Origin of the sequence: Pseudoalteromonas sp. ECSMB14103, assembly GCF_000813065.1 — a bacterium.
GTDB lineage: Bacteria > Pseudomonadota > Gammaproteobacteria > Enterobacterales > Alteromonadaceae > Pseudoalteromonas > Pseudoalteromonas marina.
Genome location: NZ_JWGY01000014.1, coordinates 47,496 through 73,792, shown reverse-complemented (window position 1 = coordinate 73,792; position 26,297 = coordinate 47,496). Strand labels below are relative to the sequence as shown.

Genomic DNA, 26,297 nt, shown 5'->3' with positions numbered 1-26,297 from the left:
CAAAAAAGCGCAAAAATACTAAGCGCTATAGTATGTTGGTATCATTTAACTATTGGTTTAAATAATATCTGTATTTTTAAAGTGCTTTATTTACATGACGCTTTAATTTTTTTAAATGTTAAGAGTTGCCTAAATGTTAAGCGGTTGATCATGCTTATGTAATAAAAGGCTTGCTGCTAACCCTATTGTTTGTATAATGCTTGGCATAGAGACGAAGGCACATAAATAATCCTAAGCTCTAAAGTGGTTTTTCTTTATCTTCTCGTGTTTAGAAGGTTAAAGAAAAATGATGCCAGCGTGATGAAATTGGTAGACATGGGGGATTCAAAATCCCCTTCCGAAAGGAGTGCCGGTTCGAGTCCGGCCGCTGGTACCACTTTTTATAACCTCTGCTAGATTTAGCAGAGGTTTTTTTATGTCTAAAATTTGTGATGACGGACTCGAGCGGCACTCAAGTGCGCTGCTATAAGTTAAGGTCCGGCCGCTGGTACCACTTTTTATAACCTCTGCTAGATTTAGCAGGAGTTTTTTTATGTCTAAAATTTGTGATGACGGACTCGAGCGGCACTCATGTGCGCAGGTATAAGTTAAAGTCCGGCCGCTGGTACCACTTTTTATAACCTCTGCTAGATTTAGCAGAGGTTTTTTTATGTCTAAAATTTGTGATGACGGACTCGAGCGGCACTCAAGTGCGCAGGTATAAGTTAAAGTCCGGCCGCTGGGTGAGAGTAAACCGAAACGAAGTTTCGCAGTTATTCGAAGTGAGTTCATGGATGAACGATGGATGTAGCTTCATGGACGAATTAATTACTCTGTAATGGGGCTTTTACTAATAGGCTCGAGCGGCACTCAAGATGATATTCTAAATAGTCATATCACTTTGCGTGGCTGTTTTTTCGTATTAGCTTTGTAAATGAATCAGAGGGCATAGGACGGTACATAAAAAATCCTTGCGCCATTTCGCAGTGAGTCTTTGATACGTAATCAAGCGTTTCTTGATCCTCTATTCCCTCTGCAATAATAGCTAAATCTAAGTTATGACCAATATCGATAATACACTTGGCAATGGCAGCGCTTTGTTCATCAGTAATGACATTTTGTAAGAACGATTTGTCGATTTTTAAGTAATCGATAGGCAATAACTGTAAATAACTAAACGACGAGTAACCTTTACCAAAGTCATCCAATGCAAACGCAACACCATAGTGTTTGAGCTTATGCATGGTTTTACTCATCTTCTCTTTATTTTCCATAAAAATAGATTCAGTTAACTCAATAATTAATTGATCGCCACTAATTGATGAGTTTGAAATACTTTCAATAATGTAATCAATAAAATGTTCGTCCTGAAATTCAATAATTGATAGGTTAACTGCAAGCTTTAAAGGCGCGATGCCCTCTAGTTGCCATTGCTCTAATAGCGATATAGCCGAGCTAATAGCAAACTCACCTATTTTTTTTATTAGCCCAGTTGATTCAGCAATAGGAATAAATAAATCGGGCGGTATAGACTCTCCGCTAGCCGTAAACCAGCGCATCAACACTTCAGCTCCCAAAATCTGATTGCAGTCTAAACCTATTTTAGGTTGTAGGTATATTTCTAATTCTTGGTTGTTTATTGCTTTGCGAAGTTCGCGCTCAATATCCATTTGTTCACGGGCATGAGCTTCTAATTTCCTATGATAAAAACGGTAGGCATTTTTGCCATTATTTTTGGCGTCATACATCGCCATGTCGGCATTACTAAGCAAGGAGTCGGGCGTAATACCATCTTGTGGATATAACGCAATTCCAATGCTTGATGATACATATTGAGGTCGACCATTTATAATAAATTCTTTACTTATTGTCTCTAACAACGCCTCGCACAAGTTTTCAATATTATTTTTTGACTTAACAAGCTCAACAAGAATTACAAACTCATCACCACCTATTCGGGCAAGTGTGTCTTGCTCTCTTAAACGGTGGTTAATACGCTCTACCATTTTGATTAGTAGTTCGTCGCCGCCTTTGTGGCCTTCAGTGTCGTTAACTCGCTTAAAGTTGTCTAGGTCTAAAAAGAGCACAGCAGTCATCGAATCATCGCGTCTTGCAAGCGTTAGTGAATGCTCAAGACGGTCCATAAATAATTGACGGTTTGCTAATCCAGTTAGGGCGTCATGGTAGGCTTGAAAATGAATGATTTCTTCATGTTCTTTTTCAACGCTGATATCACGAATACAAAATACACGACCAATAAGTTGGCCATTTTTAAGCTGAGGGAGTGAGCGGTAACTATAATGTTTGTCGTCGATAGATTCAAACTCGCCACTCAATGCCTGTTTTGAGTCTGCTTTTAATTGCGCGATAATATCGGCGCTTTTGTTGCCTTTTTTTATTACTTTATCTATTTGGCTAAAGTAATTATATGCGTTTAAATTAAAGCGCTCGAAGAACTCTCTGGCCATTATATTGGCGCTCACAACGTTACCTTTTAGGTCTAGCACAGTAACTTGTTCGCCTATAGCGTCAAATGTTGCGTTAAGCACACTAATTGAATGTTCTAATTGTTGCTGTGTATCAGAAAGCTCATTAAGTTGGTTTTTAAGTAAGTCATTACGTTCGTTTAATTCGTTAGACGTAATAAATAATGAGCGCTCTAAAATATTAATTTCGCGCTCATTCAGTTCATAAGCATCAGATACCCGCGATATAATATCGGTATACTCTTGAACAAAGCTTTCATTAATCTTACTACGTTTTAACTGGCGTGCTAGCAGTTTGTGCAACTTGTAAACCTCTTAGTCTTCAGTTAGCAAGGTAAGTGTCATGGTTTGATTATGTAAATGACACGGGCCAAAAGGAACATGAGGCGATAACTCGCCGTAAGAGTAAAACCCGGTTCTAGTACAGTTTTCGGGAAGTAAGTCTGCAATTGTTTCAAGTTCTTCTTCAATTAATTGGTCGAGTATCATTCGTCGGCCAACACAACTCACCAAAAGCGCAAGACTTGGCTGGTTGCTGCCCATCATTTGTAGGGCTGCTTCACCTGCCTGTTGTGCTCCATCAATCAGATTTTCGTAGTTTGCGCGCATTAGTTGGCATTTAGCACCCTCTGGGAGATTACCTGCAAAGGTCATGCTTTTTTTATCTTCATCAATACTTAAAATGGTTCTGACTACGGATTGTTCTTCACCAACTTCTTGCATAGATAGCGGGAATAATAAAGCAGAACTTGGCAGCCCGTCAGCGTATTCACCCAGCATCGTTTTGTACAACTCCAGTGACGGACTGTGATCTACTTCGTAAAGGGTATTTTTAGTTGATTTGGTAATTTCGCGTATAGGGCCAAATGGTTTCCACCCGCCCATGGTGCCATGGCTAATATTTAACTTTTCGCCATAAAACCCAACAACAACGACTAAGCCTTTAGTAACGTTATCATTGTGCCATACTATGGTTTCTTTAAAGCGGGCCTGATCACCCGCTAAGCCACCGGTCACAAGTACGTTTTTAGGTAATGCGCCAGTAATACCCTCAATGAGCTCGCTACCATTTATAAGCTGCCCATCAGAAACAACAAACACATAGCGTAAGCCATTATGATCTAATTGATTTACAAGTGCAGCGCCCAAAGAGCTTGAGTCGGCATAGTTACTAATGTTATCTGACTTGGCAACAACATGACTTTTCTCAAAGTGGACGGCGGTCAGCGCTATGCTTTCGTCGTGTATTTCACTACCTTGAATTTCTCCGCTGGTAGAGCACCCTACAATTTCAGCCTCAGGGAAAGATGATTTTAATTGAGACAACATGTGTGATGTTGCCATGGCATGTCTGTCACCAAAAGCAAATACTAATGCAGCATCAGATTTTTTAGGTAGCGACGTTTGCCATTTGCCTTCTTTATAAATAGATTGAAAAGTGTTCATAATTTAAAGGCTTTCCCGCACAGCTATGTTATTAATAATATAGATTATAGGGTAAATGCAGGTAAATCCACATTTGTTACGTTTAATTAACGCTCTTTTGAAGTGCTTACCACTTTATATATTAAGTATTTAACCCTTTTAGATAGGAAATTAGGCTTAACATTTAAAAATTGATTTTTTGCTTAAATACAATGAAATCCAACTTTAATGTTTTAGCGTACAATATAATTAAGTATCATGTTTACAACACGGTTTTAAGAACGTTCATATGACTCAGCTAAGTGCCAAACAAAATATTCAAGCAATTGTTAAAGCTATAAAAGCAGAAGAGGCAGTTCTACGCCAAAAATACCCTTTGCTTGCTCATCAAAATACCATTGGGCTTGTTATATTATTGCTCTCGTTGAGTGCTTTAATTGGTGTTGGGGTTTTGTATTACCTTGCCATTATACCTGCATGGGCTTGTATTATTTTGGCAGCTATGGCGGCTTCGATTTCTCACGAACTTGAGCATGATCTCATTCATAAACAGTATTTTAGTAACCAGCCTTTAATCCATAATTTTATGATGTTGACGGTGTGGTTGATGAGGCCAAACACCATTAGCCCATGGTATAGACGCAAAATGCATTTACATCATCATAAAACATCAGGTACAAAGCAAGATCTCGAAGAGCGCTTAGTGGGCAATGGCATTAAAAATCCATTTATGCGTGCGCTTGTTATTGTGGACGGTTTACTCGGTTTAGTTATTAATACCAAACGTTTTAGTAAAGAAATTAAAGGATTTAGTTTTTTAAGCGTATTTAATGCGGGCTTTCCAGTAACAACTACATACTTCATTATTTTGTATAGCGTAATTATATTTCACACAGTTAACTTTTTTGTACCCATTGAAGCAAGCACTCCGGCACGAGCGTTAGAGGTTTTAAATGTGTTTGAATTTATGATGATTGTGTTAATTGTGCCTAATATAGTGCGTTCAAGCTCGCTTAATTTTGTCACATCAAGCATGCACTATTACGGTGGCGTAAATAATATGCTTGAGCAAACACACGTAATTACAAGCCGGTTATTTATGCCGTTTCACCTTTTTTGCTTCAATTTTGGTAAAACGCACACTATTCATCACTTTGTACCAAACCAACCTTTTTATTTACGCCAAATGTTAAGCAAAAAAATACTCGACGTAATGCGCCAGCATAATGTACGGTTTAACGATTTTAACAGCATTAAAAATGCAAACGCTTATAAAGCTTAGCTAAAGTTAAGTTTAATTGGCGCATTAAAAAATAAGCAAACATTGCTACATGAGCGGTTTAATCGTTCATGTAACAAACTGGAATTACTCCCACAATGGTAAAAAAACTAGCCTTTCTGGTACCAAATTAGTGAGCTTGTTTAACCCTCCCTTTTATCAATTCAAATAGCTTTATGACTCTAACCTTTATTAAGATGGGTACATTTAAAAAATTTAATTGTCCTCTAAACACAGTTAAAGCTAACACGCGGTGCTGGAGTTAATCCTGAAGGTAAAATACGACTTTAAAATTCTTGGAGATTATAGAGGTTAAAGACTTACAAAGTTTAAAGGAGTTTGCTCCAGCAGTCCGGGGTATAGCGCAATTACCTTACGTTAACTCAGCACTCAAAAGCGGACAGCTGGTAAAGGTATTGAATGAATACGCGCCAAGCCCACAACCTATTAATTTACTTTATCCGTCTCAACGTTTGTTAAGCCCAACTGTTAAAGCTTGAGTAGATTATTTAGTAAACCATTTATCTCAATATAAAAGTAATTGGTAAGCTAGTTTCTAAACCAGTTGGTGGTGAATTTAATAAAACGGCTAATACGTGCAGATTCGTTAATTAGCTGAGGGTGAATTAAATACACATCAGATTGCGGATACTGTAACTGCGTTAATACCGGTTTTAAAGTGTGTGCGTTAATTTCTAAATCTACTAAATACTCGGGGGTGTATATAATTCCCTGACCTTGCAGTGCGAGGTTTTTAAGCATGTGGTTATCATTAATACTTAGTTTTCCCTCAAGCTCAATGGCCCTATCGGAAAAGTGCCAAAGGCTAAATTGCGTGCTGGTTAAACAGCTATGCTTTAATAAATCTTCAACACTGCCTGGCTCACCATTTTTAGCGATATAGCTTGGGGCTGCGCAGCACACCTGCTTATAACTAAATAGCTTTTTGGCAATCATGTTTTGTGGTGGATTAAGGGTTGATCTAAATGCAATATCGTAATTGCTTTGTATCAAGTCGTGAGGGGGGTAGCTGCAGTCTATATTAAACTTAACATCAGGGTACTCTTGATTAAATTGTTCGCAAATAGTGAGCAGGTATCTATTGGTAAATTGGCTCGGCGCGGTAATTCTAATATTGCCAGCAATAGCCTCGTGTTCATGGGCTAATGTGCGTTCTAGCTCTAATAATGTACTTTTAATATTTCCCATACAGCTAAGCACATGCTCTCCCTGCTGGGTGAGCTTTACACTGCGGGTTGTACGAATGAGTAGGGCTCTTTGGTATTCTTTTTCGAGCGCTTTTATTTGCTCAGACAAATACCCCCGGGATATCCCAAGCGCTAAAGCTGCCTTTGAAAAGCTTAAGTGTTTGGCTACTTCGTTAAATAAAAATAACCGTTCAAATTTTTTATGTTCTCTAAGCATTTAAATGAGCACTGTGTTTTTATTGTTTGTTATAACAAATAATGAGTTTTATTTTTAGTATTTAGTTGAATAATTTAATCGGTAAACTACAAGTCACTCTTTTTTAATACCGATTACTCATGACCAATAAACCGATTTCTCAATTTATACCCAATGCTAGCGAACTTATTTATGGCTGTATGGGCCTGGGTGGCGGCTGGAATAACAACCCAATAACCAAAGCCGACATACACCAAGCACACACAGTGGTAGAGGCTGCGCTTGAAAATAACATTAACTACTTTGACCATGCCGATATTTATACTTTTGGTAAAGCAGAGCAGGTATTTGGTGAAGTTTTAAAAACGCGTACCGACCGTGATAAGTTAATTATTCAATCTAAATGCGGTATTCGCTTTGAAGATGAACATGGCCCTAAGCGTTATGACCTTTCAGGGCAGTGGATAGAACACAGTGTAAATAATAGTTTAGCGCAGCTAAAAACCGATTACTTAGACGTACTTATTTTGCACAGACCTGACCCACTCATGTGCCCACAGGAAATTGCTAGCACTTATAAAAAACTAAAAAGCCAAGGCAAGGTACGTTTTTTAGGGGTGTCTAATATGCAGCAACATCAAATAAAAGCCATTCAACAAGCCCTTTCAGAGCCACTTATTTTGAATCAAGTAGAAATGAGCTTATTAAAAAATGACTGGGTTGAAGAGGGGATATATGCTGGTAACGCGCAAGGCGCAAATATTAACTTTACGCCAGGCTTAATAGAGTTTTGCCAGCACAAAAATATACAGCTGCAGGCGTGGGGAAGTTTAAGCCAAGGGTTGTTTTCAGGTGCTGATATAACCAGCGCTGAAACCCATATCAAAAACACCTACCAATTAGTACAAAGCTTAGCTGCGCAGTACGGCACAAGTGCAGAAGCCATTGTACTGGCATGGTTAAATAGGCATCCTTCAAACATACAACCTGTTATAGGGACTACTAACACAGCGCGTATTAAAGCGTGTGCACAAGTAAGCAAAATACAGTTAACGGCCGCTCATTGGTATGCACTTTACGAAAGTGTAAAAGGTTGCGAGCTGCCATAGTTTAGTAAAGGAGCACTAAAATGATAAAAAACACACTAACAACATTTTTACTAAGCACAGTCGTGGTATTAACGGCTTGTAAAAGTAATCAGCCACCACCGGCCGATAACGCAAACACGGCAAGTGCTAATAATTATTTACAGCGCGATGTACGCGACGATATATTTTATTTTGTATTACCAGATCGTTTTTATAATGGCGATCCGCAAAACGATAATGGTAGCAAAGAGCATGCTATTTCGGCTGGTGGGTTAAATTTAACAACCACCAGTGGTTTTCATGGTGGAGATATAACAGGTATTGAACAAAAGCTAGACTACCTAGAAGCACTAGGGGTTACAGCCATTTGGATGACGCCATTATTACGCAATCAAGCGATTCAATTCGGGGGTGTTGCGCACCATGGTTATTGGATTGTCGATTTTAGCGAAATTGACCCGCACTTTGGTGGTAATGCTTCTTTAAAAAAACTAATTGATGCGGCTCATAAAAAAGGCATTAAAGTATTTTTTGACATAATTACTAACCACACTGCTGATATTATTCGTTACGATGAATGCCACATGCCAGACGGTCAATTTAAAACGGGTTTAACGCATTGTGAATATAAAGCGCTAAATAACCCTAAGCCATATAACCCATTTATTCCAGAGCACTTAAAAAATGTTAAGTACCCACAGTGGCTAAATAATGTCGATTATTATCATAATCAAGGCGACAGCACCTTTAGTGGCGAAAGCTCACTTAATGGTGATTTTAACGGCCTAGACGATTTAAAAACAGAGCATCCGCAGGTGGTGAGCGGCATGGTCGATATTTATCAAAATTTAATAAAAGAGTTTAAGCCCGACGGCTTCAGAATCGATACCGTACGCCATGTAAATCTCGAGTTTTGGCAAACATTTACACCCGCTATTATTGATTACGCTAAGGCGCAAGGCATTCCAAATTTTCATGTGTTTGGTGAGGTTTACGACCCAAATCCTAAAAACCTAAGTGTATTTACTACAGAAGGTAAAATTCCATCGGTGCTTGATTTTGCATTTCAAAAAATAGCGGCCGATGTGTTTTTTAAAGGAGAGAACCCAAGCGCCATTAGCGAGCTGTTTGCACAAGACTCACTATACAAAGATGAAGACAGCCAAGCCGATTTACTTATGACCTTTTTAGGTAACCACGACATGGGCAGACCTGGCTTATTTATAAACCAAACATTTGATCACGAAGGTGACGAGCTTAAATTAAAGCGCAGCCAATTAGCGCATGCGTTTATGTTTTTATCGCGCGGTATACCAGTTATTTACTATGGCGATGAACAAGGTTTTACAGGCGATGGCCACGATATTGATGCACGCGAAGATATGTTTGCATCAAAGGTTGCAAGCTATAACGACAATAACCTTATAGGCATTACCCAAACAACGGCTGATGATAACTTTAATCAGCAGCACCCATTATTTAAAGCTATTGCTCAATTAAGTAAGTTACGAAAAAATCACGAAGGGCTTCGCCGCGGTGAATACAACGACTTATTTTTTGCTGAAAACACTGGCATGTTTGCGTTTTCACGCACAGTAAAAGGCGCAGATCAGGCATATATTATTGTGTTTAATAGCGAAAAAACGCCACAAACAATAGAGTTTAATAGCCCCTATAAACACTTGTCCCCCCTTGTAGCTGCCGAGCAACTTGAGCAACAAAATGGCAAGTTAACGGTCACTTTAAAAGGGCTTAGTTATAGCGTGTATATTGCTAAATAATTAAGGGTTTAGGTTAAGTAAAAGCCAGCTGCTAAGCTGGCTTTTGTATTTAAATAAGCGAAATAGAGTAGGCAGTATTGAAGTAGGTAAACAAGCTGGGTTAGTAATTATAAATGACAATATTGCAGAAAATGTGTCGGCTATCCGTAATATGGAAACTGTATTTAAAAATGGTGTAGGCTATAACTCAACAGCACTTTTCTATAATACTAAATCGGTTGTTGGGCTTCATTAAAATAATAAAGGAAAACAGGATGAAAAAATCACTACTTTCAGTGGCATTAGGTTTTGCTGCACTTGGTACGTTTAACGCGCAGGCAAACCTTGATCAACACGTTAAAAATGTAGAGCAGCAGGTAATTGAATGGCGACGTGACTTTCACCAAAACCCTGAGCTTGGTAATCGCGAAACACGTACCGCAGGCATTGTGGCTAAACACTTAAAGTCGTTAGGTATGCAAGTACAAACCGATATTGCTTACACCGGTGTTGTGGGTATTTTAAAAGGCGCAAAGCCTGGTCCTACGGTAATGCTACGCGCCGATATGGATGCACTACCGGTAACAGAAAAAACAGATGTGCCATTTAAATCAACCAAAACCACAAATTTCCGCGGTGTAGATGTGGGTGTAATGCATGCCTGTGGGCACGACACGCATGTAGCCATGTTGATGGGCGCAGCACAAGTATTGGCCGATATGAAAAGCGAGCTGCACGGTAATATTATGTTTGTGTTTCAGCCAGCAGAAGAGGGCGCACCTATTGGCGAGGAAGGCGGTGCAGAATTGATGCTCAAAGAGGGGATATTTACCAAATATAAACCCGACGTGGCATTTGGTCTTCACATAACATCGAGCTTACACAGCGGCAAAATTGGTTACAGAAGCGGCCCTGCTATGGCCAGTTCTGATAGGTTTGAAATTACTGTTAATGGTCGTCAAGCACATGGTTCAGCACCGTGGACTGGGGTTGACCCTATTGCAGCGGCTGCACAAATTGTAACGGGTGTTAATCATATTGTGAGCCGCCAAGTAAATATAACCAAAGAGCCCGCAATTGTGTCGTTTGGCAAAATAGCAGGTGGAGTGCGCAATAATATAATTCCTGAAAAAGTTGAAATGGTAGGTACAATTCGCAATTTTGATATGAATAATAGAGCACAGATTTTTGAAAAAATAAAAACAACGGCTACACATATTGCTAAGTCGTCGGGAGCAACTGCCGATGTGCATATTCATGAAGGCTACCCAGTAACGGTGAATAACCCTGAGCTTACTGCGCAAATGCTGCCAACCCTCGCAAAAGCGGCGGGTAAAAATAACCTAGTGGAAATGAATAAGATTACAGGTGCAGAAGACTTTTCGTTTTATGCATTAGAAATCCCAAGTGTCTTTGTATTTTTAGGTGGTACGCCAAGAAGCCAAGATTTAAAAACGGTACCAAGTAATCATTCACCTTATTTTTATGCTGACGAATCATCGTTTAAAGTAGGGACTAAGGCATTAAGCCAGCTCGCTGTAGATTACTTAGATAGTAAAAAGTAGGCTGCTAACAATTGAGTTAGTAAAAGTCATAAGCTAACTCAATGTATTTTAAGCGTAGTACGTAAAGATGTATGAAGGCTCTATAGGCCTATGTTAGAGGATTATTATATGAAAATCACAGGAAGCTGTTTTTGTGGCGATATAACTTATGAGGCCACCACACAAAATAACAACGTAATAGTATGTCATTGTAGTGATTGCCAACGGATGTCGAGTGGACCATTTAGAGCCGTTGTAATTGCAGATCCTAATTCGGTTGATTTTACAAAAGGACAACCGAAAGAGTATGTAAAAACAGCGCAAAGTGGCAATAAGCGAGCGCAAGGTTTTTGTGCCAATTGTGGTACATCACTTTATGCAACTAATGAGTCACCTATCGATCGTATATATGGGTTGCGTTTAGGTGCTGTTGATCAGCGAGAGCAATTTAAGCCTTCAGCACAAATTTGGTCAAAGTCAGCACTTACGTGGTTGGCCGATTTACATAAAATTCCTGCTTATGACACCACACCATAAGGTTAAGTTACTATGAAACCGACTTCTTTAATCACGTTATACATAAGTGCATTAATATGCATGAGTGCCCATGCTAGTTCAAGCAATGTTGATTTTTAAATACCACTAAAGTGGCTTCAAACTTACCATTTTCGCAAATAGTAAGAGCAGGCAATACGCTTTATATGTCGGGACAAATAGGGATTAATCCTGAAACCGGTAAGTTAGCAGCGGGTGGTTTTGAAGGTGAAGCTAAACAAACACTTGAAAATATTAAACGCACTTTAGAGCAGCATAACTACAGCATGAGCAATATTGTAAAGTGCACCGTTATGCTTACCAATATTAACGACTTTAAAGCGTTTAACGCTATTTATACGCAATATTTTAGTGCGCCGTATCCAGCGCGTAGTGCATTTGCAGTAAAAGCGTTAGCGCTTGATTCTTTGGTAGAAGTTGAATGTATTGGCGCAATTTAGGAATAGGTTGAAAGTTTTGTCGCTAATTACGTGTCATATAATTAGTAACATTATTGGGATACAACCATGTGCAGTTCACCAAAAAGTAGTCGAGCAGTAAAAAAGTCAGCCATTCATTTCAATGACGAGCTTACCCAAGAGCAACGTATACGCTTTGCAGCAAAGGCTAACTTAGCACAAGAACGCAGAGAGCAACGGGAGCTTGCTAATTCCCGTTACGCTCAAAAGCACCCGCAAATTAAGTCATCAAAAGGTTTTTTTTCGTGGTTGCAGCAATGGGTTAACTAACATTAACCCACATTCTATTTATAGTTGCTTACCAAGAGTAAGATGCTGAAATCATTGCATTGCGTGGTTTACCCGGAAAATATCTATCGCCAGTAAAACTGGTGTAATCAGCTCGCTCTGCATACGCTTTATTGGTCACATTTATAATACGAGCCATAACTTCAATATTTTTTGTTGCTTGCCACTGGGCGCGTAAGCTAAGAACCGAATGGCCTTCGTATTCATTTAAGTTATCAGGGTCTGTGTAGTAATGGCCAACATGATGCCATTGAAGTGCAAATTGGGTGTTGTTACGTGCTTGCCACGTAATATCAATATTAGCAATGTTGCGTGGTGCGGTATCTATGTCGTTGCCATTTATGTTTAGGCCGTTAATAACTTGGTTGTTAGTGTAACTATGTTTAGCATGTGTACCTGCAAAATTAACCGACACGTTATTGGGTAATTGATAATTAAGCTCAAGTTCCACCCCTCGATGGCGAGAGCTGCCATCATTTACAGTGAAAAAGTCGCTATCACGATAAATAGTATTGTGTTTACTCATAGCATATACAGATAAGCCGTAATTAAATGCACTGTATAATCCTTTTATACCAAACTCAGCGTTGTTAGCTATTTCTGGGTTTAAATTAGCGGTGGTTTGCTCCCGTTGTAATTGATATAACTCAGCAGCTTGTGGCGCTCGGTAACCGCGAGAAAAGTTAGCGTAAAACGTGTTATTACTGTTGTACTGGTAACTTATTCCAAGTTTAGGTGAGGCGTTACTAAAGCTATTTTTAGTGCTAGCAGGACGACTGTATCGGCACCCACCAAACCCGCACTCGCTACCATCTTCTTTTGTTCTGCCCGCAAGCATATTATTTGTGTAGTCGTACTGCATGTGCTCGTAACGAACCCCGGCTGTTAATAGCCATTTATTTAATTGCCAATTCACGGATGCAAATGGTGCATAAAGTGTGGCATTGACGTCGTAATCGTAATGTTTACCCTGTGGCACGGTAGCCGCTAAAAATGCCGAGCCTTGCGTTGCCTCGTTTTGGCTTTGTAAAAAGTCGGCTTGGGTGTACTCGCCATCTAAGCCTAGGTTCAGAGTTACATTGTTATTTATACTGTGCTTATAAAGCGATTGAACCCCAATACCTGTTTGACTGTTTTTTTCAAGCGGTGTACCTGGTAAAAAGTGCTTAAAAAAGTCCATACTTTGATCGCGCATATACACAGTAGTAGAAAGTACATCGTTATTGGCTAATTGCCATGTTGCATTGCTCCACGCTCGAAAAGATGTTGCCTTTCTAAATGCATCAGGATCGAAGTTTTGCTGTGCTATATCTTCATTTTTATAGCTTTCAAATCCAGTAATAAAACCAGCTGTTTGCTGATCTAAATGTGTATAAGTTATACCCGATGTGAGCAATAGATTATCGCGCTCTAGACGATGGCGTATATTTACTTTTTGTTGTTTAACACTTTCATCATCACGGTACCCTGTATCGTCAGTAATACTGGCGTTTATGCCAATTCCGCTGTTCCCATAGTCTTGCCCTGCACGTAATTTAACGCGTGCATAGCCATATGAGCCATAATCTACGCCCAATAAACCGCCGCCTTGAGTTGTGTCGGGTGTTATTACATTAATAACACCATGCACAGCATTTGAGCCGTATAAAGCTGAACCCGGCCCTTTTAACACCTCAATACGTTGGGCCATCTCACTATGCGATTCAAATAGCTCGTTAATATTACAAAAGCCCGCAGCGCGAAGAGGAATACCATCTTCTAAAGTTAGCACACCACCACATGCGCCAGCCCCAGACAAAACTGGCGAGCGAAGCGCAGGCAAATATTCTTGTCCATTGCCGCGTTGTACATTAGCACCAGCAACGCGTTGCAGGGCTTCTTCAATGTGAGTGGGTGCAATGCTCTTAAGTTGCGCCTCGGTTAAGGTAGAAATAGACAATGGAAGGGGTGTAGAAAGCGCTTCGACCCTTGATGCTGTGGTGGTAATAACTTCAATTGAGTCTGTACTTTTCTGATCAGCAACAACAGCTTGGCTAAACGGCAAAATGAGCGGCAAACAATAATATTTCATACATACCTAAAACGTTTGGGGAAATAGCTTGGTTAAATGATATGTGGTTTTTATAGGCTTTTAAACTTGTTGCGTTAAAGTGCATGTATAACCGTAAATTATTGTTCGTAATATTGCTTTATTTGCTTATCAATTAAATTTATATCGACTACACCCGGCTTAAATGCAATATAAACAGGTAAGCTGGATTCATGGAACTGACGAGCGTGAATGCCGACACTGTTTTTTGCAAACCAAAGCCCAGCTTGATAATTAGTGATTATAAAATCAACACGCTTTTTTTCTAATAACTTGAAAGAATCTGACGTTGAAAGTGTATGCATTATATTTTTAGGCAATATATTGTATTTATCAGCTATTTCATTAGGTAAGGCAACGCCTCGGAGCATAGCTATTCTAGTGCTAGAAAAGTCTTTGTTATTTAGGGTACTTTTATCTAAAGCAAATAATCCAAATTTGGTCACATGTGTAGGGTGCTGAGTAAACTCTAAATGCTTTTCACGTAGGGTATTTGTTGCTAAAGAGAAATAACAGTCGTAATAGTTAAGGGTCATTTCTTTTTTTACGCGTGCCCAAGGTAAGTGTATTACTTTAATGTTTAAGCCTAAGCTTTGATTTAAGTAATTTATCAGATCAATGTCTGAACCCGTAAATGTGTTTTTTTGCTCATCAAAAATAGTATAAGGCGGGTAGTGAGTTGTAACGCAGCGTAATGTTTTACCTGACTCGGCAAGTGCTAACGATGACGCCACTAAAGCGAAGATTAATAAAATAAAACGCATGACTATCAAATCCATTTTCTTTTAAGTATATAAGCTATTTTTTAATTTTAAAGTGAGTGATGAAATTGATGATCTACGCGCTTTTAAGTCGCGTATAAATTTAATTTTTTGGAACACACCATGTTTGACGCAGAGCAGCAATCACGCATTATAGAAATGGCGTGGGAAGATAGAACGCCCTTCGAGGCTATTGAACAACTATACGGATTAAAATACCCTCAGCTCGTCGTTTTTATGCGAGAGCACATCTCTAAAGGGAGCTTTAAAGTGTGGCGTAAGCGCCACGCAGGGCGTAAAACTAAGCACTTAAAGTTACGCGATCCCGCTATTATGCGCAGTCATTGTAAAACTCAGTACAAACACCGTTAACACCGTAAATTTAAGCGCTATTTCATTTGATGTTCATCCTAGCTTGTTAGTCTTAGATGACTTTTAGCACTGGAGATACTTATGAAAGCAGCTATTTATGCCACACTCATCACACTTGCGCTGTCATCTGTTGGGGCACAAGCTAACCCAAACAAAAACAATCATGGCCAGCACCAAGGTAAAAAGGTTGGCCATAAAAAGCACAAGCATCATGATCATAACTCTCTTTCTAAAAAAGAGAAAAAGCAGCTACTTCGTGCAGGGTGGACTCCGCCAGGTAAAAATAAGCGTTACCATACTGGTGATATTCTAGAGGTTGATATATACAAACGTGGTAGGGTTGTTGAACGTTCGAGAAATAATGGTACTGTAAGTATCGAAATCGACCGTAATATTATCCACTTAGTACACGATACACGAGAAATCTTATCAATTTTGAGTCGCTAAATTAATTTAAAGGGATTTAAGTAATGCTTACATTGTTGGCTGTAACTACTGGCTTTTTTTTACTGGTAACTTTACTACCCATGTCATACAGCCAGCACTACTTGGTTAGAAGTTGCGATTTTGTTCGTTTGCAAGTGTTATATATTGCTGGTTTTATATTTGCTAGTTCACTATTTTTGTTGTGGCTAAATAGTGATACGCACTATATTTATATTACGCTCGCATCTGTAATTATTATGGTTTTACAAGGTAAGTGGATCTTTCCTTATACTTGGCTTGCAAAAAAAGAAGTACAAAGCGCGAGCAAAAACAGCGAGCACAGTATAAGAATAATGTCGGCTAATGTGCTTATGTCAAACCACAATAGTGAGCAACTAATAGCGTTGGTGAATCAGCATAAACCTGACTTACTTATTACACTTGAAAGCGATAGCTGGTGGGAAGAAAAGCTATCGGTGCTTAAAAAAAACTACCCTCATTATATTGAATGCCCTAAAGACAATCGCTATGGCATGCACTTATACAGCAAATTTAAATTACTCGATGCGCAAATATGTGAGCTCATTGAAGATGATATTCCTTCAATTCATATTTTATTTGAAAACGACGAAGGCCTTGAAATGCAAGGGCACTTTATTCACCCAGCACCACCAAGCCCAACTGAAGAAGATTCATCGCGCCCACGCGACTCAGAACTAATAATGGTTGCCAAAGCAGTTAAAAACCCAACTCGTCCAACAATCGTAGCGGGCGATTTAAATGATGTAGCATGGTCGCGCAGTACGCGATTATTTATGCAAATAAGTGGCTTTTTAGATCCCCGTAAAGGTCGCGGCTTTTATAACACATTCCACGCGGGTTACTTTTTTATGCGCTGGCCGCTCGACCACCTATTTCATAGCCAAGGTTTTAAGGTTAAGCGTATTGAGCGCTTAGCCAAATATGGCTCAGACCACTTTGCGCTGCTTACCGAGCTTTCTTATGAAAATGCTAGTCAGCAGTCATTAGAGGACAAACCCGACGAGTTAAAGCAAGAGGAAGTTGCAGAACTTACCATGAGCAAAGCCGATAAGCGAAAAGTCCCCAGATTTGAAAAATAGTAATTGTTATTAGCTTGTGTAGGTCGGATAAGCGAAGCGCCAACGACTAAGCATTAACGTATGAATATCTAGCGCCTCGGCAACGTCTTTTGACATGACATCGTCTCGTAAGCTTAGCTCGACTGCTTTGATTTTGAAATTAACGGGGTAAACATGTCTTTCTAGATTGGGTATATCTGGGCATTTTAGCCTCCTCAAAGTGATGAGGAGGTGTCCACTAAATCGGGTGAGGAGCATTGTCCTTGTTTAACAGCTTGTTATGAGCTAATTCGTACGCTCATCCAGAATTTCCTTAATTGTAGCTTTAGTTTTCTCTGAGTCTACTTCGTATTCTTCAAATTTAGCCAGACAATAGTTCATTTTTTCATGGTTTATTTTATTGTTTTCATTTGAAGAATTTAGACAACCATTAATCTGTTCACTCGAATAAAACTTATTCGTTTTATTACATGATATTACATGCATTTCAGACCAACCTTGATCAAGCATACATGTGTTAACTTCATCTTTGACTTTATTAAAGTTAAAAGAACAAGCTTTATAGTCAGCAGTTGGATTGGTTTTGGTAGGATGTATCCTAGACTGACAATCGCCCATTTCGATATTCCAATCTTTAGATTTTGTATCTGTAGACTTGCACCCTGCAAGAATATTAAAGGCAAAAATTATTGCTAGCAAAGAGTAAAAATTAATAGTTCCGTTCAAACTTAAAATCTCCATTGAAATCTGACTAACTCATAACGAATGATATGGACTCCCCACTCAGCACATTTTTACCAATGTGCCATAGTGAAGTTGATTATAAGCTTCAAATATGACGAGTCCATATGTCTGTAATTAAAGCTGTTGGCATTGATTTAGCCAAGTTAGTGTTTAGTATTCACGCTATTGATGAGCATGACAAGTGCAAATTTCGCAAAACTGTTAAACGAAACAACCTATTAGCTGAAATAGCTAAATTACCACCGTGTATAATTGGCATGGAAGCTTGCTCTGGCGCGCATTACTGGGCGAGAGAGTTTACCAAACTTGGTCACGATGTTCGTATTATGGCATCTAAGTTTGTTATCCCCTATCGTCAAAATGAAAAGAATGACGCGAATGATGCAGAGGCTATTTGTGAGGCCGCTACCAGACCTAAAACACGCTTTGTCAGTATCAAAAGTGAAGAGCAACAAGCCGTTTTATGTTTACATCGCATTAGGCAAGGCGCTATAAAAGACAGAACTGCACGTATTAATCGATTACGGGGATTGCTTGCTGAGTTTGGCATTATCATGCCTAAAGGTCGCTACCCAGCACAAAAAGCGATTTCTGAAATACTGGAAGATGCCCAGAATAATCTTCCATTTCTTGCCAGAGAGTTACTTAATGACTTATGGCTCAATATTAAAACCCTGAATGAAGAAATACTCAAATACGATAGAAAACTTTATGCGTTAGCCAAACAAATGAAAGATGCCAAACGTTTAATGAGTATTTCTGGTATTGGTGAAATTACAGCAACAGCTGTTGTAGCGACCGTTAATCACGCTAAGCATTTTAATAGCAGCAGATCATTTGCTGCATGGATTGGTTTAGTTCCGCGGCAATATTCAACAGGCGGAAAAGCGCACCTAGGGCGAATTAGCAAACGCGGTGAAAAACATATCCGCACTTCACTTATTCATGGCGCAAGAGCTGTTATTGCTAACTGTAAAAACAAAACCGACCGTACGAGTATGTGGATAAAAGACCTTATTGAACGACGAGGGTTCAAACGTGCCACTGTTGCGCTGGCCGCTAAAAATGTCCGTCTAATATGGGCTCTATTACACTCAGAAAAAGAGTATCAGGCTGACTATGTGAAATGATTTTTTAAAGTAGTAAGGTAAACCAAAAGGTTAACCCCACCGAGTCTGTGCATTAGCAATTGACGATAACACGGTCAGACCGAGAGCAAAAAAGCCTGTTTAATCGGGAAGAGATTATTAATTAATACTCTGTTTAATGAATGAGGCATTGCTCAAGCGCAAATCACCAGAGCGATAGCGTAACAAAGCTAATAAACGCCGAATGTAGAGCTGCTGTCAGATCTTCTTGTTGTCAGAGATGCTATTGCTTGACAAAGGGGAGTCCATGTAGCCTCATTAAGAGGAAATTTATAGTTGGCTAAAATGTTGAACGCAGTGAAAACAGCCAACTGTAAATTTTCCTGCTTTAATGCTTTGTTAGGAGTACTTACTCCTGATATCTAGAAACAGCAAGTGCTTTAGCTTTATCGACTGCTGAAACACCACTATCTATAAGGATTTTACCCAAAATTTCATCGCTTCTTTGAGAAGCCATATTTGAGTATTTATTTCCTATCTTTTCGGCGACATAACACCAAGCATAAGCTTCTTGTAAGTCTAGTATTGGTTTTTCAGTTGATAACGAAACACATAAACCAAAAGGAGCTAATTCGTATTTAAACTTCGCTGATTCTAATAGAAACTCAAGTCCCAAATTAGGATTAAATTCCTTTCTTTCTTCTTTAAATAACTCAGTACCGATCACGAACAATTACTCTGGTGCATATTTACTTTTATCAACTGCAAATACCGTAGCTGACATTAGAAACGATAGTAGAAAAATATGCAGCCTCATCAGTACTCCTAACAATTTAATCAAAGGGCACTTTTCCCATATTTGCGTAAAAAGGTCCTTATTTTATGAGTTTCTATTATTAGCAAATAGTGTAACTTATTGCCAGCTATAAATATTATGCTTAATGTAGGTTATTTAAGCATGTAGAAAAAAGGAAAGTCTCCTCTTATTATTCCCAAACTAGCGCTCACCTAGGTCAAGGTTGCTTTGCATTGTGAATTCATCGTTGCCTTTTTGGTCAACCCTTGGGTTTTTATCTGATTTTTAAGCTCTGATTTTGTCGCATTTATAGTGTTTTTCTAGCTTGCTCAATGCATTCAAACTTTTTACTTGTAACGCTTTTTATGTTTTGTTCACCACCGCATTCAATTGCAGCCATTTTTTTGTGGTTATATGCATTGTAGGTTTGTGCTAAAGCACCTGCTGATAATGCTACCGCTGCAATAACGACTAATTTTTTTATCGTTTTATTCATGTTTAATCCTTTATGCTGCTGCACTTTATTGAGACTTTTGCTGTTAAGGCATTCAGCTTTTTATGAAATATTTAATAAGTAGTAAATAAGTTAGCAGCCATTAAGCTGGCTTAAAACCCTAAATTTGTAACAGTGTATGTTTGCTAAACTATTTTTGATTATTAGCGCTTAGCGAGCTTTTATTTGTTAAGCATAAAAAAGCCTAAAAGCGGCAGTTCGCTTTTAGGCTTAATATTTATTGCTACTATTTTATTCAATAACAGGTATGTTGCATTGTATTATGCGTTGGCAATCATAATACTTTTAATATTCACAAATTCGCGCATACCAAAGCCACCGTGCTCTCGGCCGTAGCCACTTTCTTTAACACCACCAAACGGTAGATTAGGCTGTGCAAGTCCGTAACCGTTAATGTTGATCATACCGGTATCAAAGTGATTTTTAGCCAGTTCGATGGCTTTTTTCTCATCTTTTGAAAAAATACCACCGCCTAAACCATAGCGAGAGTCGTTGGCAATGCGCATAGCATCGTCGTTGTCTTTTGCTTTAATAAGTGAAGCGACAGGGCCAAATAATTCGTCGTCGTATGCGGGCATACCCGGCGATAAGTTATCGAGAATTGTAGGCGGGTAGTAGTAACCCGTTTGCGATGGAATTTCACCACCCGTTACAATATTTGCACCTGCTTTAACCGATTGCATGACTTGGTCATGAATACCGTCGCGTAAATCTTCACGTGCCATTGGGCCAAGGTCTGTGTCATCGGCCATGGGGTCGCCCATTTTTAACGCTTCAAATTGTTCTTTAATTTGTGCTTTAAAGTCATCGTAAAGTGACTCAACTACAACAAAACGTTTTGCTGATACACAGGTTTCACCGTTGTTGATCATACGTCCTGTTACACAGGTTTTAACGGCAAGTTCTAAATCGGCATCATCCAGTACTAAGTAAGCATCGTTACTGCCAAGCTCCAGTACTGTTTTTTTAACGTGTTTACCGGCTTCTTCGGCTACTTTTTTACCCGTACCATCACTGCCTGTAAAGGTTACACCGCTAATTGCTTTGTGGGCAATTAGGCTGCTTGCTGTTTTACCATCAATAAGTAAATTGCTAAAGCAATGCTCCGGGAAACCGGCTTGTTTAAATAGGGCTTCGATTTTTTCAGCCATGCCAAAAACGTTACCTGCGTGCTTAAGCACGGTCGTGTTACCGGCCATAATGTTAGCTACGCTGTAGCGAATAACTTGATAAAGCGGGAAGTTCCAAGGTTGAATGCCTAATAAAACGCCCGTAGGTTGGTAACTAATAATGGCGCGGCCACCGTCCATGTCTCGTTCTTCATCCGCTAAAACTTGTGGGCCGTTTTCAGCAGTATAACGACAAATTCCGGCACATAGTTCAACTTCTTGAAAGCCTTGCTCATACACTTTACCCATTTCTTCGGTCATTAATTTAGCAATGGCTTCTTTTTGTTCTTCAAAAAGTGTTGCTAGGGCATTTAAATGTTTTGCGCGTTCGCTAAATGACGTTAAACGCCACTTTAAATATGTTTCGTGAGATTTTTCGATTATTTGCTCAGCCTCATGTTGAGAAAGTAGCGTGTAGGTATCGATGGTTTGCTCAGTTGCCGGATTAATCGTTTTAACTGTATTGCTCATTCCTATCTCCTTACAATTTATGTAAGCAGATAGGTGCAAATCAAAGGCCAATATAATCGCACGAATGATTTTGCTTTAAATTATTGATTGTTATTGGTTATTTTATTTTTAAAGTCTTGTTTTACTTTTTTAATTTATAATTTTGTAAATTAGATAAAGTAAAAAGTACTGGTTAGTGCAAAATTTACAAACTGATTAATAAATTATACTTGGCTTTAAAATAGCGTTTGTGCAATTTGTTTGAGCAGGTAGGTTTCTCGTAAAATAGAAAGGCCTTGTTTTTCACTATTGGCTAATGTGCGTTCGTTATGTGCAATTGCATTGTTTATATTAACCCACTTTGCGGTCATGCCATTTTGCTGTTCGTAGTGCTCTAATTTTGCTTTGCCAAATTCATCGGCAATATTACACACGTAGCAATACGATTTAATATGAATAATATCAAAGTCGTTTTTATACCAAGGGCGATACTCTTCGTAGAGACCAAAATCTTTAACCACAGTAATATTTTTAGCGCCGGTTTCTTCGCTCAACTCACGAATTAAGCCTTGTTCAATGCTTTCGCCCTCATCTACGCCACCGCCTGGTAGGCTATAATCTTCATAACGATTTGTGTACATAAGTAATATTTTATTGTTTTTTATTACAATGGCACGAGCGGTAATGCGTGTGAAATGAGTGCCTTGGTTTAAATTAATACCAGAGTGGATTAAGGTTTTTAATTGCTGCATTTCATCTCCTTTTATTAACATACGAGTATATCAGCTGTATAAGTGTTACTTGCAAATAAAAATTGTTTTTATTGTGATCGTTATGCTTTCAGCTTACGTAAATAGAGGGTTGATATAATAGGACAATAAATCATTTAAGTTATTTTAAAAGATTAGCTCAATACGCACCTTTAAATTAGTTCTTAGGGTGCGTAGAATAAAAAAAAAGAACAGGGATTTATCATGTTAAACATACTTTTAGTAGATGATGACGTTGAATTTAGTGACGTTGTTTGCCACATAGTCGAATTCCTCGGCCACAATATAAGCACCGCAACCAGTTTAAAAGAAGCACACCAATGGTTTGAAAATAACACCTTTGATCATGTGTTACTTGATTTCATGTTACCTGATGGAAGTGGACTTCATTTGCTTGACCATTTAAAAATAATTGGCCAGTCTCCAAAAATTACACTCATATCGGGCCATCCTTCAGTGAAGGGAATATTGGCTGATATGTGTGAGCCTAATATTGGGCACCTTCTAAAACCCCTTCAACGCGAAGATTTAGAGCTTGTTTTAAATGGCCCTAAAAAAGTAGCCGTTAAAAAGGCAAAAACCAGTGGTATTACGCGTCATTTTGGCAGCTTAATTGGCGAGTCAGAGCCAATGCACAAACTGTACAATATGATTGAGCGAGTAGCCAAAACAAATGCCAATGTCATGTTAATGGGCGAAAGTGGCGCAGGTAAAGAAGTTGTGGCTCAGGCGATACACAATGCAAGCCAGTGCGAAGGCCCATTAGTGGCTAGTAACTGTGGTGCACTTTCGAAAGAGCTAATTGGCAGTGAATTATTTGGCCATGAAAAAGGCGCATTTACAGGTGCAATTGCGCGTAAAGAAGGGGTATTTGAGCAATCAAACGACGGTACTTTGTTTTTAGATGAAGTAACCGAAATGCCAATTGATATGCAGCCTAATTTATTGCGTGTTCTTGAGACTAAAAAAGTAACGCGTGTAGGGGGCAATAAAGAAATTCCAACCAATTGTCGAGTAATCTCTGCAACTAACCGAACGTTAGAAGACTTGGCTCAAAACAACGTTATTCGTGAAGATATTTACTTTAGACTCGCAGTGTTTCCTATTGATATACCGCCTTTAAGAGATCGAAAAGACGATATTCCATTGTTAGCAAAAGCATTTTTAGATCAGCTAAACGATGAGAATGGCACCGCATTTAGTTGGACTGCTGCACAGCTTAAAGAGCTACAAAGTTATGAGTGGCCGGGCAATGTGCGCGAAATTCGCCATGCTATTCACCGCGCTTTTATCATGAGTGACCCTAAATCAGGCGAAGTGACACTTCCAGATAATCTAGAGTCGCCATTTTCACGTGTAAATAATCAAAGTGCTGATAACGCAGTGTCGGCTGGACAAACCATAGAAGAAGTTGAAAAAGAGCTCATTCATGCAACGCTCGACAAGGTACAAGGGAATAAAACACTTGCCGCACAAATGCTAGGTATAAGCACTAAAACACTTTATAACCGCCTTAATGCTTACGGTGGTATTGGCGAGTATAAATAAGTTGAGAGGTAACATGACACAGAACAATCAACCGGAGCCGCTTAATAAATTAGTTCATGACGCAAGAGCCCCTTTAAATCGTATTTCAATGAATGCTGAACTAATTAAGCTAGTACTTGAAAACGATATGCCAAAAGAAAAGGCACTCGAGGCACTAAATAAAATTATTAGCAATTGCCAACAATGCAGTGAAAGCTTACAAAAAATTGTTGATTCACAATGATGAAAGCGTGTTTTATGCGCAAACAGGAAACTAAATAAGCATGCAAAAACAACAAGGTAAAGCGAATGTTACGTGGGCGGCTTTTATAGTTGTGGTGTTATCTATTATTGTGGGTAATGCATTTTTGGCATTAAATACAATTCAAGGGTTAACCCAAACACAAAAAAGCTTAGACAACACTAGCATGCTAAGTTCGGCAATAGAGCAATTGCATTTATCTATTGTACAGGCCGAGTCTGGGCAGCGTGGCTATTTATTAACGGAAGAAGATGATTACCTTACACCTTACTTCGATGCAATTGGCCAGTTAGAAGCACAAACAGACCATGTTAAATCACTGCATTCGGAAATTGATGGTCAGTCTGAACGAATAGCCCAGCTGCTTGTTTTAGTACAAAGTAAAATTAAAGAGCTTAAAAAAACAGTTAACTTAGCGCTTGATGACAAAGAGCGCCGTGCTTTAGCTATTTTAAATACCCACAACGGCCGAGAGCTTTACAAGCAAATTCGTGAACGCGTTAATGATATTCAAGACCGCGAACTACTGTTTAAAGTGAGCCATTTTTCAAAGCTTGCTCAAATCAAAAACGAGGCCAAAATTACGTTTGCGATTACCGCTATTACTAGTGCAATACTGATTATAGGCATGTTTGTAATGACACGCTTAAACCTCAGAAATGCCGCTCAATATCGATTTGACCTTGAGAAACAAAACGAAACATTGGCTAGTAAAGTATCTGAACGCACGCAAGAGCTAACCTTGTATTCAGACGAGTTAAGCAGAAGTAACCGGGAGTTGGAAGAGTTTGCTTTTGTGGCAAGCCATGATTTGCAGGAACCTCTTCGTAAAATTCAAGCATTTAGTGACCGGTTAGAAACCATGTTCAAAGATGATTTAGGCGAAAAAGGCTTAGATTATATTGGCCGTATGAAAAACGCCGCACAGCGAATGTCGAACTTAATTAACGACTTGTTAGAGTTTTCGCGTGTTACTACGCGTGGTAAAGACTTTGATGATACTAACTTAAATGAAGTAGTTGACGATATTCTTAGCGACTTAGAGATTGCAATAAAAGAGTCAGATGCACAAATTGAAGTGGCAGAGTTGCCTGTTATTCAAGCAGATAAAAGCCAAATGCAGCAACTTTTTTTAAACTTACTCTCAAATGCGGTTAAGTTTAGACGTCCAGATGTGAGTCCGCATATAAAAATTAGTTACGAACATGAGGCTATTTTTAATGAAGATCACAATGCGGAATTAAGCTTTCAAGTAATTACCATAAAGGATAATGGCATAGGGTTCTCTCAAGACTATGCTGATAAAATATTTGTACCGTTTCAGCGTTTGCATGGTCGCTCACAGTATAAAGGAACAGGTATTGGTCTTTCTGTGTGCAGACGGATTGCAGAGCGCCATGGCGGTACTATTACAGCTCAAAGTAAAGACGGTGAAGGTGCAACCTTCATTATAAAACTACCAGTGGAAGCTGCGCTTTTCACTTTGCAAGGAGAGGCTTAAATGCCCTACACAAAAGTTAAACCAATTACTATTTTAATGGCAGATGACGACGAAGATGATCGTTTATTAACGCAAGATGCACTTGCTGAAAGCCGAGTACTTAACGAGCTGCACTTTGTAGAAGATGGTGTTGAATTACTTGAGTATTTGGAGCGCAAAGGAAAGTTTGCTGATAAAGAAGTATCGCCGCGTCCTGGGCTAATTTTACTTGATTTGAACATGCCAAGAATGGATGGCCGCGAGGCGTTAGAGGCGATTAAAGCAAACCCAAATTTAAAAGGGATTCCAGTTGTTATTTTAACCACATCGAAACAAGAAGAAGATATGGTTAAAGGGTATAACTTAGGTGCAGCTTCTTACATTACTAAGCCTGTTACTTTTGATGGCTTAGTTGATTTGATGAAAACCCTTGGGAAATATTGGGTTGAGTTTGTAGAGTTGCCAAGTACGTTTAACGATTAA

At 39.0% G+C, this 26,297-nt stretch carries 27 protein-coding genes, 1 tRNA gene and 1 pseudogene; 18 read left to right on the top strand and 11 right to left on the bottom strand.

What is annotated here, in order from left to right; translation table 11 throughout:
* The first annotated feature begins 291 nt into the window (after positions 1–291).
* Positions 292–376: transfer RNA gene (locus RF53_RS17695), tRNA-Leu, on the top strand.
* Between the two features lie 499 nt (positions 377–875).
* Here RF53_RS17695 and RF53_RS17690 read toward each other — a convergent pair.
* Both RF53_RS17690 and RF53_RS17685 read right to left on the bottom strand, forming a co-directional pair.
* Positions 876–2,768 (bottom strand): EAL domain-containing protein, encoded by a 1,893-nt coding sequence (locus tag RF53_RS17690; protein ID WP_039038441.1) that lies wholly within the window; start codon positions 2,766–2,768, stop codon positions 876–878.
* Between the two features lie 12 nt (positions 2,769–2,780).
* Positions 2,781–3,911 carry an FIST signal transduction protein gene (locus RF53_RS17685; RefSeq protein WP_039038440.1) on the bottom strand — a complete coding sequence of 377 codons (1,131 nt, stop codon included), beginning with the start codon at positions 3,909–3,911 and terminating at the stop codon, positions 2,781–2,783.
* Between the two features lie 268 nt (positions 3,912–4,179).
* Here RF53_RS17685 and RF53_RS17680 point away from each other — a divergent pair, with 268 nt between their 5' ends.
* Both RF53_RS17680 and RF53_RS19160 read left to right on the top strand, forming a co-directional pair.
* Entirely contained in the window at positions 4,180–5,172 is a 993-nt protein-coding gene (locus RF53_RS17680; protein WP_039038439.1) for a fatty acid desaturase, read from the top strand.
* 293 nt (positions 5,173–5,465) lie between these two features.
* Entirely contained in the window at positions 5,466–5,669 is a 204-nt protein-coding gene (locus tag RF53_RS19160; RefSeq protein ID WP_052242911.1) for a LysR substrate-binding domain-containing protein, read from the top strand.
* Between the two features lie 49 nt (positions 5,670–5,718).
* On the opposite strand, the gene RF53_RS17670 is transcribed toward RF53_RS19160, so the two are convergent.
* The gene (locus RF53_RS17670; RefSeq protein WP_039038438.1) at positions 5,719–6,594 is read right to left on the bottom strand and encodes a LysR family transcriptional regulator; all 876 of its coding nucleotides are present in this window, start codon (positions 6,592–6,594) and stop codon (positions 5,719–5,721) included.
* 119 nt (positions 6,595–6,713) lie between these two features.
* Between RF53_RS17670 and RF53_RS17665 the strand changes: the two genes are divergently transcribed.
* The 7 genes from RF53_RS17665 (at position 6,714) to RF53_RS17635 (ending at position 12,248) form a co-directional block, all read left to right on the top strand.
* Positions 6,714–7,682: an aldo/keto reductase gene (locus tag RF53_RS17665; protein WP_039038437.1), complete on the top strand. Its 969-nt coding sequence runs from the start codon at positions 6,714–6,716 to the stop codon at positions 7,680–7,682.
* A 20-nt stretch (positions 7,683–7,702) separates the two neighbouring features.
* Positions 7,703–9,442, top strand: a complete 1,740-nt coding sequence (locus tag RF53_RS17660) for an alpha-amylase family glycosyl hydrolase (protein WP_039038436.1) — start codon at positions 7,703–7,705, stop codon at positions 9,440–9,442.
* A gap of 43 nt (positions 9,443–9,485) precedes the next feature.
* Positions 9,486–9,677: a hypothetical protein gene (locus tag RF53_RS17655; RefSeq protein ID WP_039038435.1), complete on the top strand. Its 192-nt coding sequence runs from the start codon at positions 9,486–9,488 to the stop codon at positions 9,675–9,677.
* Between the two features lie 19 nt (positions 9,678–9,696).
* Positions 9,697–10,986 (top strand): M20 family metallopeptidase, encoded by a 1,290-nt coding sequence (locus RF53_RS17650; protein ID WP_039038434.1) that lies wholly within the window; start codon positions 9,697–9,699, stop codon positions 10,984–10,986.
* 108 nt (positions 10,987–11,094) lie between these two features.
* Positions 11,095–11,502, top strand: coding sequence for a GFA family protein (locus tag RF53_RS17645; protein WP_039038433.1), 408 nt, complete (start codon positions 11,095–11,097; stop codon positions 11,500–11,502).
* Between the two features lie 164 nt (positions 11,503–11,666).
* Entirely contained in the window at positions 11,667–11,960 is a 294-nt protein-coding gene (locus tag RF53_RS17640) for a Rid family detoxifying hydrolase (protein ID WP_235420638.1), read from the top strand.
* Positions 11,961–12,026: 66 nt separating this feature from the next.
* A complete protein-coding gene (locus tag RF53_RS17635; protein WP_039038431.1) occupies positions 12,027–12,248 on the top strand; it encodes a hypothetical protein in 222 nt (73 codons plus the stop codon).
* A gap of 28 nt (positions 12,249–12,276) precedes the next feature.
* On the opposite strand, the gene RF53_RS17630 is transcribed toward RF53_RS17635, so the two are convergent.
* Both RF53_RS17630 and RF53_RS17625 read right to left on the bottom strand, forming a co-directional pair.
* Positions 12,277–14,337: a TonB-dependent receptor gene (locus RF53_RS17630; protein WP_039038430.1), complete on the bottom strand. Its 2,061-nt coding sequence runs from the start codon at positions 14,335–14,337 to the stop codon at positions 12,277–12,279.
* 98 nt (positions 14,338–14,435) lie between these two features.
* Positions 14,436–15,119 carry a transporter substrate-binding domain-containing protein gene (locus RF53_RS17625; protein WP_039038429.1) on the bottom strand — a complete coding sequence of 228 codons (684 nt, stop codon included), beginning with the start codon at positions 15,117–15,119 and terminating at the stop codon, positions 14,436–14,438.
* A 120-nt stretch (positions 15,120–15,239) separates the two neighbouring features.
* On the opposite strand from RF53_RS17625, the gene RF53_RS17620 reads away from it, so the two are divergent.
* From RF53_RS17620 to RF53_RS17610, 3 genes are all read left to right on the top strand, one after another.
* Complete coding sequence (locus tag RF53_RS17620) at positions 15,240–15,488, top strand: TIGR03643 family protein (RefSeq protein ID WP_039038428.1); 249 nt, start codon at positions 15,240–15,242, stop codon at positions 15,486–15,488.
* An 81-nt stretch (positions 15,489–15,569) separates the two neighbouring features.
* Complete coding sequence (locus RF53_RS17615; protein ID WP_039038427.1) at positions 15,570–15,935, top strand: hypothetical protein; 366 nt, start codon at positions 15,570–15,572, stop codon at positions 15,933–15,935.
* A 23-nt stretch (positions 15,936–15,958) separates the two neighbouring features.
* Entirely contained in the window at positions 15,959–17,035 is a 1,077-nt protein-coding gene (locus RF53_RS17610; protein WP_039038426.1) for an endonuclease/exonuclease/phosphatase family protein, read from the top strand.
* Between the two features lie 27 nt (positions 17,036–17,062).
* On the opposite strand, the pseudogene RF53_RS19330 reads toward RF53_RS17610, so the two are convergent.
* Positions 17,063–17,219: pseudogene (locus RF53_RS19330) on the bottom strand (transposase); the annotation flags it as partial.
* 80 nt (positions 17,220–17,299) lie between these two features.
* On the bottom strand, positions 17,300–17,740 hold the full coding sequence (locus tag RF53_RS17605) for a hypothetical protein (protein ID WP_138740807.1): 441 nt from the start codon (positions 17,738–17,740) through the stop codon (positions 17,300–17,302).
* Between the two features lie 122 nt (positions 17,741–17,862).
* Between RF53_RS17605 and RF53_RS17600 the strand changes: the two genes are divergently transcribed.
* Complete coding sequence (locus RF53_RS17600; protein WP_039038424.1) at positions 17,863–18,888, top strand: IS110 family transposase; 1,026 nt, start codon at positions 17,863–17,865, stop codon at positions 18,886–18,888.
* A gap of 367 nt (positions 18,889–19,255) precedes the next feature.
* Here the strand turns inward: RF53_RS17600 and RF53_RS17595 are convergent, their stop codons facing one another.
* The 4 genes from RF53_RS17595 to RF53_RS17580 form a co-directional block, all read right to left on the bottom strand.
* Complete coding sequence (locus tag RF53_RS17595; RefSeq protein ID WP_039038423.1) at positions 19,256–19,573, bottom strand: hypothetical protein; 318 nt, start codon at positions 19,571–19,573, stop codon at positions 19,256–19,258.
* 376 nt (positions 19,574–19,949) lie between these two features.
* On the bottom strand, positions 19,950–20,138 hold the full coding sequence (locus RF53_RS17590) for a hypothetical protein (protein ID WP_006793677.1): 189 nt from the start codon (positions 20,136–20,138) through the stop codon (positions 19,950–19,952).
* A 278-nt stretch (positions 20,139–20,416) separates the two neighbouring features.
* Positions 20,417–21,796 (bottom strand): NAD-dependent succinate-semialdehyde dehydrogenase, encoded by a 1,380-nt coding sequence (locus tag RF53_RS17585; protein WP_039038422.1) that lies wholly within the window; start codon positions 21,794–21,796, stop codon positions 20,417–20,419.
* Between the two features lie 215 nt (positions 21,797–22,011).
* Positions 22,012–22,527 carry an NUDIX hydrolase gene (locus tag RF53_RS17580; protein WP_039038421.1) on the bottom strand — a complete coding sequence of 172 codons (516 nt, stop codon included), beginning with the start codon at positions 22,525–22,527 and terminating at the stop codon, positions 22,012–22,014.
* A 222-nt stretch (positions 22,528–22,749) separates the two neighbouring features.
* On the opposite strand from RF53_RS17580, the gene RF53_RS17575 reads away from it, so the two are divergent.
* Genes RF53_RS17575 through RF53_RS17560 form a run of 4 tightly spaced genes read left to right on the top strand, consistent with a single transcriptional unit; the run spans position 22,750 to position 26,297 of the window.
* Entirely contained in the window at positions 22,750–24,093 is a 1,344-nt protein-coding gene (locus RF53_RS17575) for a sigma-54-dependent transcriptional regulator (protein WP_006793674.1), read from the top strand.
* A gap of 13 nt (positions 24,094–24,106) precedes the next feature.
* Entirely contained in the window at positions 24,107–24,316 is a 210-nt protein-coding gene (locus tag RF53_RS17570; protein WP_006793673.1) for a hypothetical protein, read from the top strand.
* A gap of 34 nt (positions 24,317–24,350) precedes the next feature.
* Entirely contained in the window at positions 24,351–25,835 is a 1,485-nt protein-coding gene (locus RF53_RS17565; RefSeq protein WP_096801178.1) for a sensor histidine kinase, read from the top strand.
* The gene (locus tag RF53_RS17560; RefSeq protein WP_008126515.1) at positions 25,836–26,297 is read left to right on the top strand and encodes a response regulator; all 462 of its coding nucleotides are present in this window, start codon (positions 25,836–25,838) and stop codon (positions 26,295–26,297) included.

Bases quoted from the DNA above. Each gene is read 5' to 3' on its own strand.
- RF53_RS17685 (WP_039038440.1), bottom strand. From the start codon at position 3,911: ATGAACACTTTTCAATCTATTTATAAAGAAGGCAAATGGCAAACGTCG.
- RF53_RS17680 (WP_039038439.1), top strand. From the start codon at position 4,180: ATGACTCAGCTAAGTGCCAAACAAAATATTCAAGCAATTGTTAAAGCT.
- RF53_RS17670 (WP_039038438.1), bottom strand. From the start codon at position 6,594: ATGCTTAGAGAACATAAAAAATTTGAACGGTTATTTTTATTTAACGAA.
- RF53_RS17665 (WP_039038437.1), top strand. From the start codon at position 6,714: ATGACCAATAAACCGATTTCTCAATTTATACCCAATGCTAGCGAACTT.
- RF53_RS17660 (WP_039038436.1), top strand. From the start codon at position 7,703: ATGATAAAAAACACACTAACAACATTTTTACTAAGCACAGTCGTGGTA.
- RF53_RS17650 (WP_039038434.1), top strand. From the start codon at position 9,697: ATGAAAAAATCACTACTTTCAGTGGCATTAGGTTTTGCTGCACTTGGT.
- RF53_RS17645 (WP_039038433.1), top strand. From the start codon at position 11,095: ATGAAAATCACAGGAAGCTGTTTTTGTGGCGATATAACTTATGAGGCC.
- RF53_RS17640 (WP_235420638.1), top strand. From the start codon at position 11,667: ATGTCGGGACAAATAGGGATTAATCCTGAAACCGGTAAGTTAGCAGCG.
- RF53_RS17635 (WP_039038431.1), top strand. From the start codon at position 12,027: ATGTGCAGTTCACCAAAAAGTAGTCGAGCAGTAAAAAAGTCAGCCATT.
- RF53_RS17630 (WP_039038430.1), bottom strand. From the start codon at position 14,337: ATGAAATATTATTGTTTGCCGCTCATTTTGCCGTTTAGCCAAGCTGTT.
- RF53_RS17625 (WP_039038429.1), bottom strand. From the start codon at position 15,119: ATGCGTTTTATTTTATTAATCTTCGCTTTAGTGGCGTCATCGTTAGCA.
- RF53_RS17620 (WP_039038428.1), top strand. From the start codon at position 15,240: ATGTTTGACGCAGAGCAGCAATCACGCATTATAGAAATGGCGTGGGAA.
- RF53_RS17615 (WP_039038427.1), top strand. From the start codon at position 15,570: ATGAAAGCAGCTATTTATGCCACACTCATCACACTTGCGCTGTCATCT.
- RF53_RS17610 (WP_039038426.1), top strand. From the start codon at position 15,959: ATGCTTACATTGTTGGCTGTAACTACTGGCTTTTTTTTACTGGTAACT.
- RF53_RS17600 (WP_039038424.1), top strand. From the start codon at position 17,863: ATGTCTGTAATTAAAGCTGTTGGCATTGATTTAGCCAAGTTAGTGTTT.
- RF53_RS17590 (WP_006793677.1), bottom strand. From the start codon at position 20,138: ATGAATAAAACGATAAAAAAATTAGTCGTTATTGCAGCGGTAGCATTA.
- RF53_RS17585 (WP_039038422.1), bottom strand. From the start codon at position 21,796: ATGAGCAATACAGTTAAAACGATTAATCCGGCAACTGAGCAAACCATC.
- RF53_RS17580 (WP_039038421.1), bottom strand. From the start codon at position 22,527: ATGCAGCAATTAAAAACCTTAATCCACTCTGGTATTAATTTAAACCAA.
- RF53_RS17575 (WP_006793674.1), top strand. From the start codon at position 22,750: ATGTTAAACATACTTTTAGTAGATGATGACGTTGAATTTAGTGACGTT.
- RF53_RS17570 (WP_006793673.1), top strand. From the start codon at position 24,107: ATGACACAGAACAATCAACCGGAGCCGCTTAATAAATTAGTTCATGAC.
- RF53_RS17560 (WP_008126515.1), top strand. From the start codon at position 25,836: ATGCCCTACACAAAAGTTAAACCAATTACTATTTTAATGGCAGATGAC.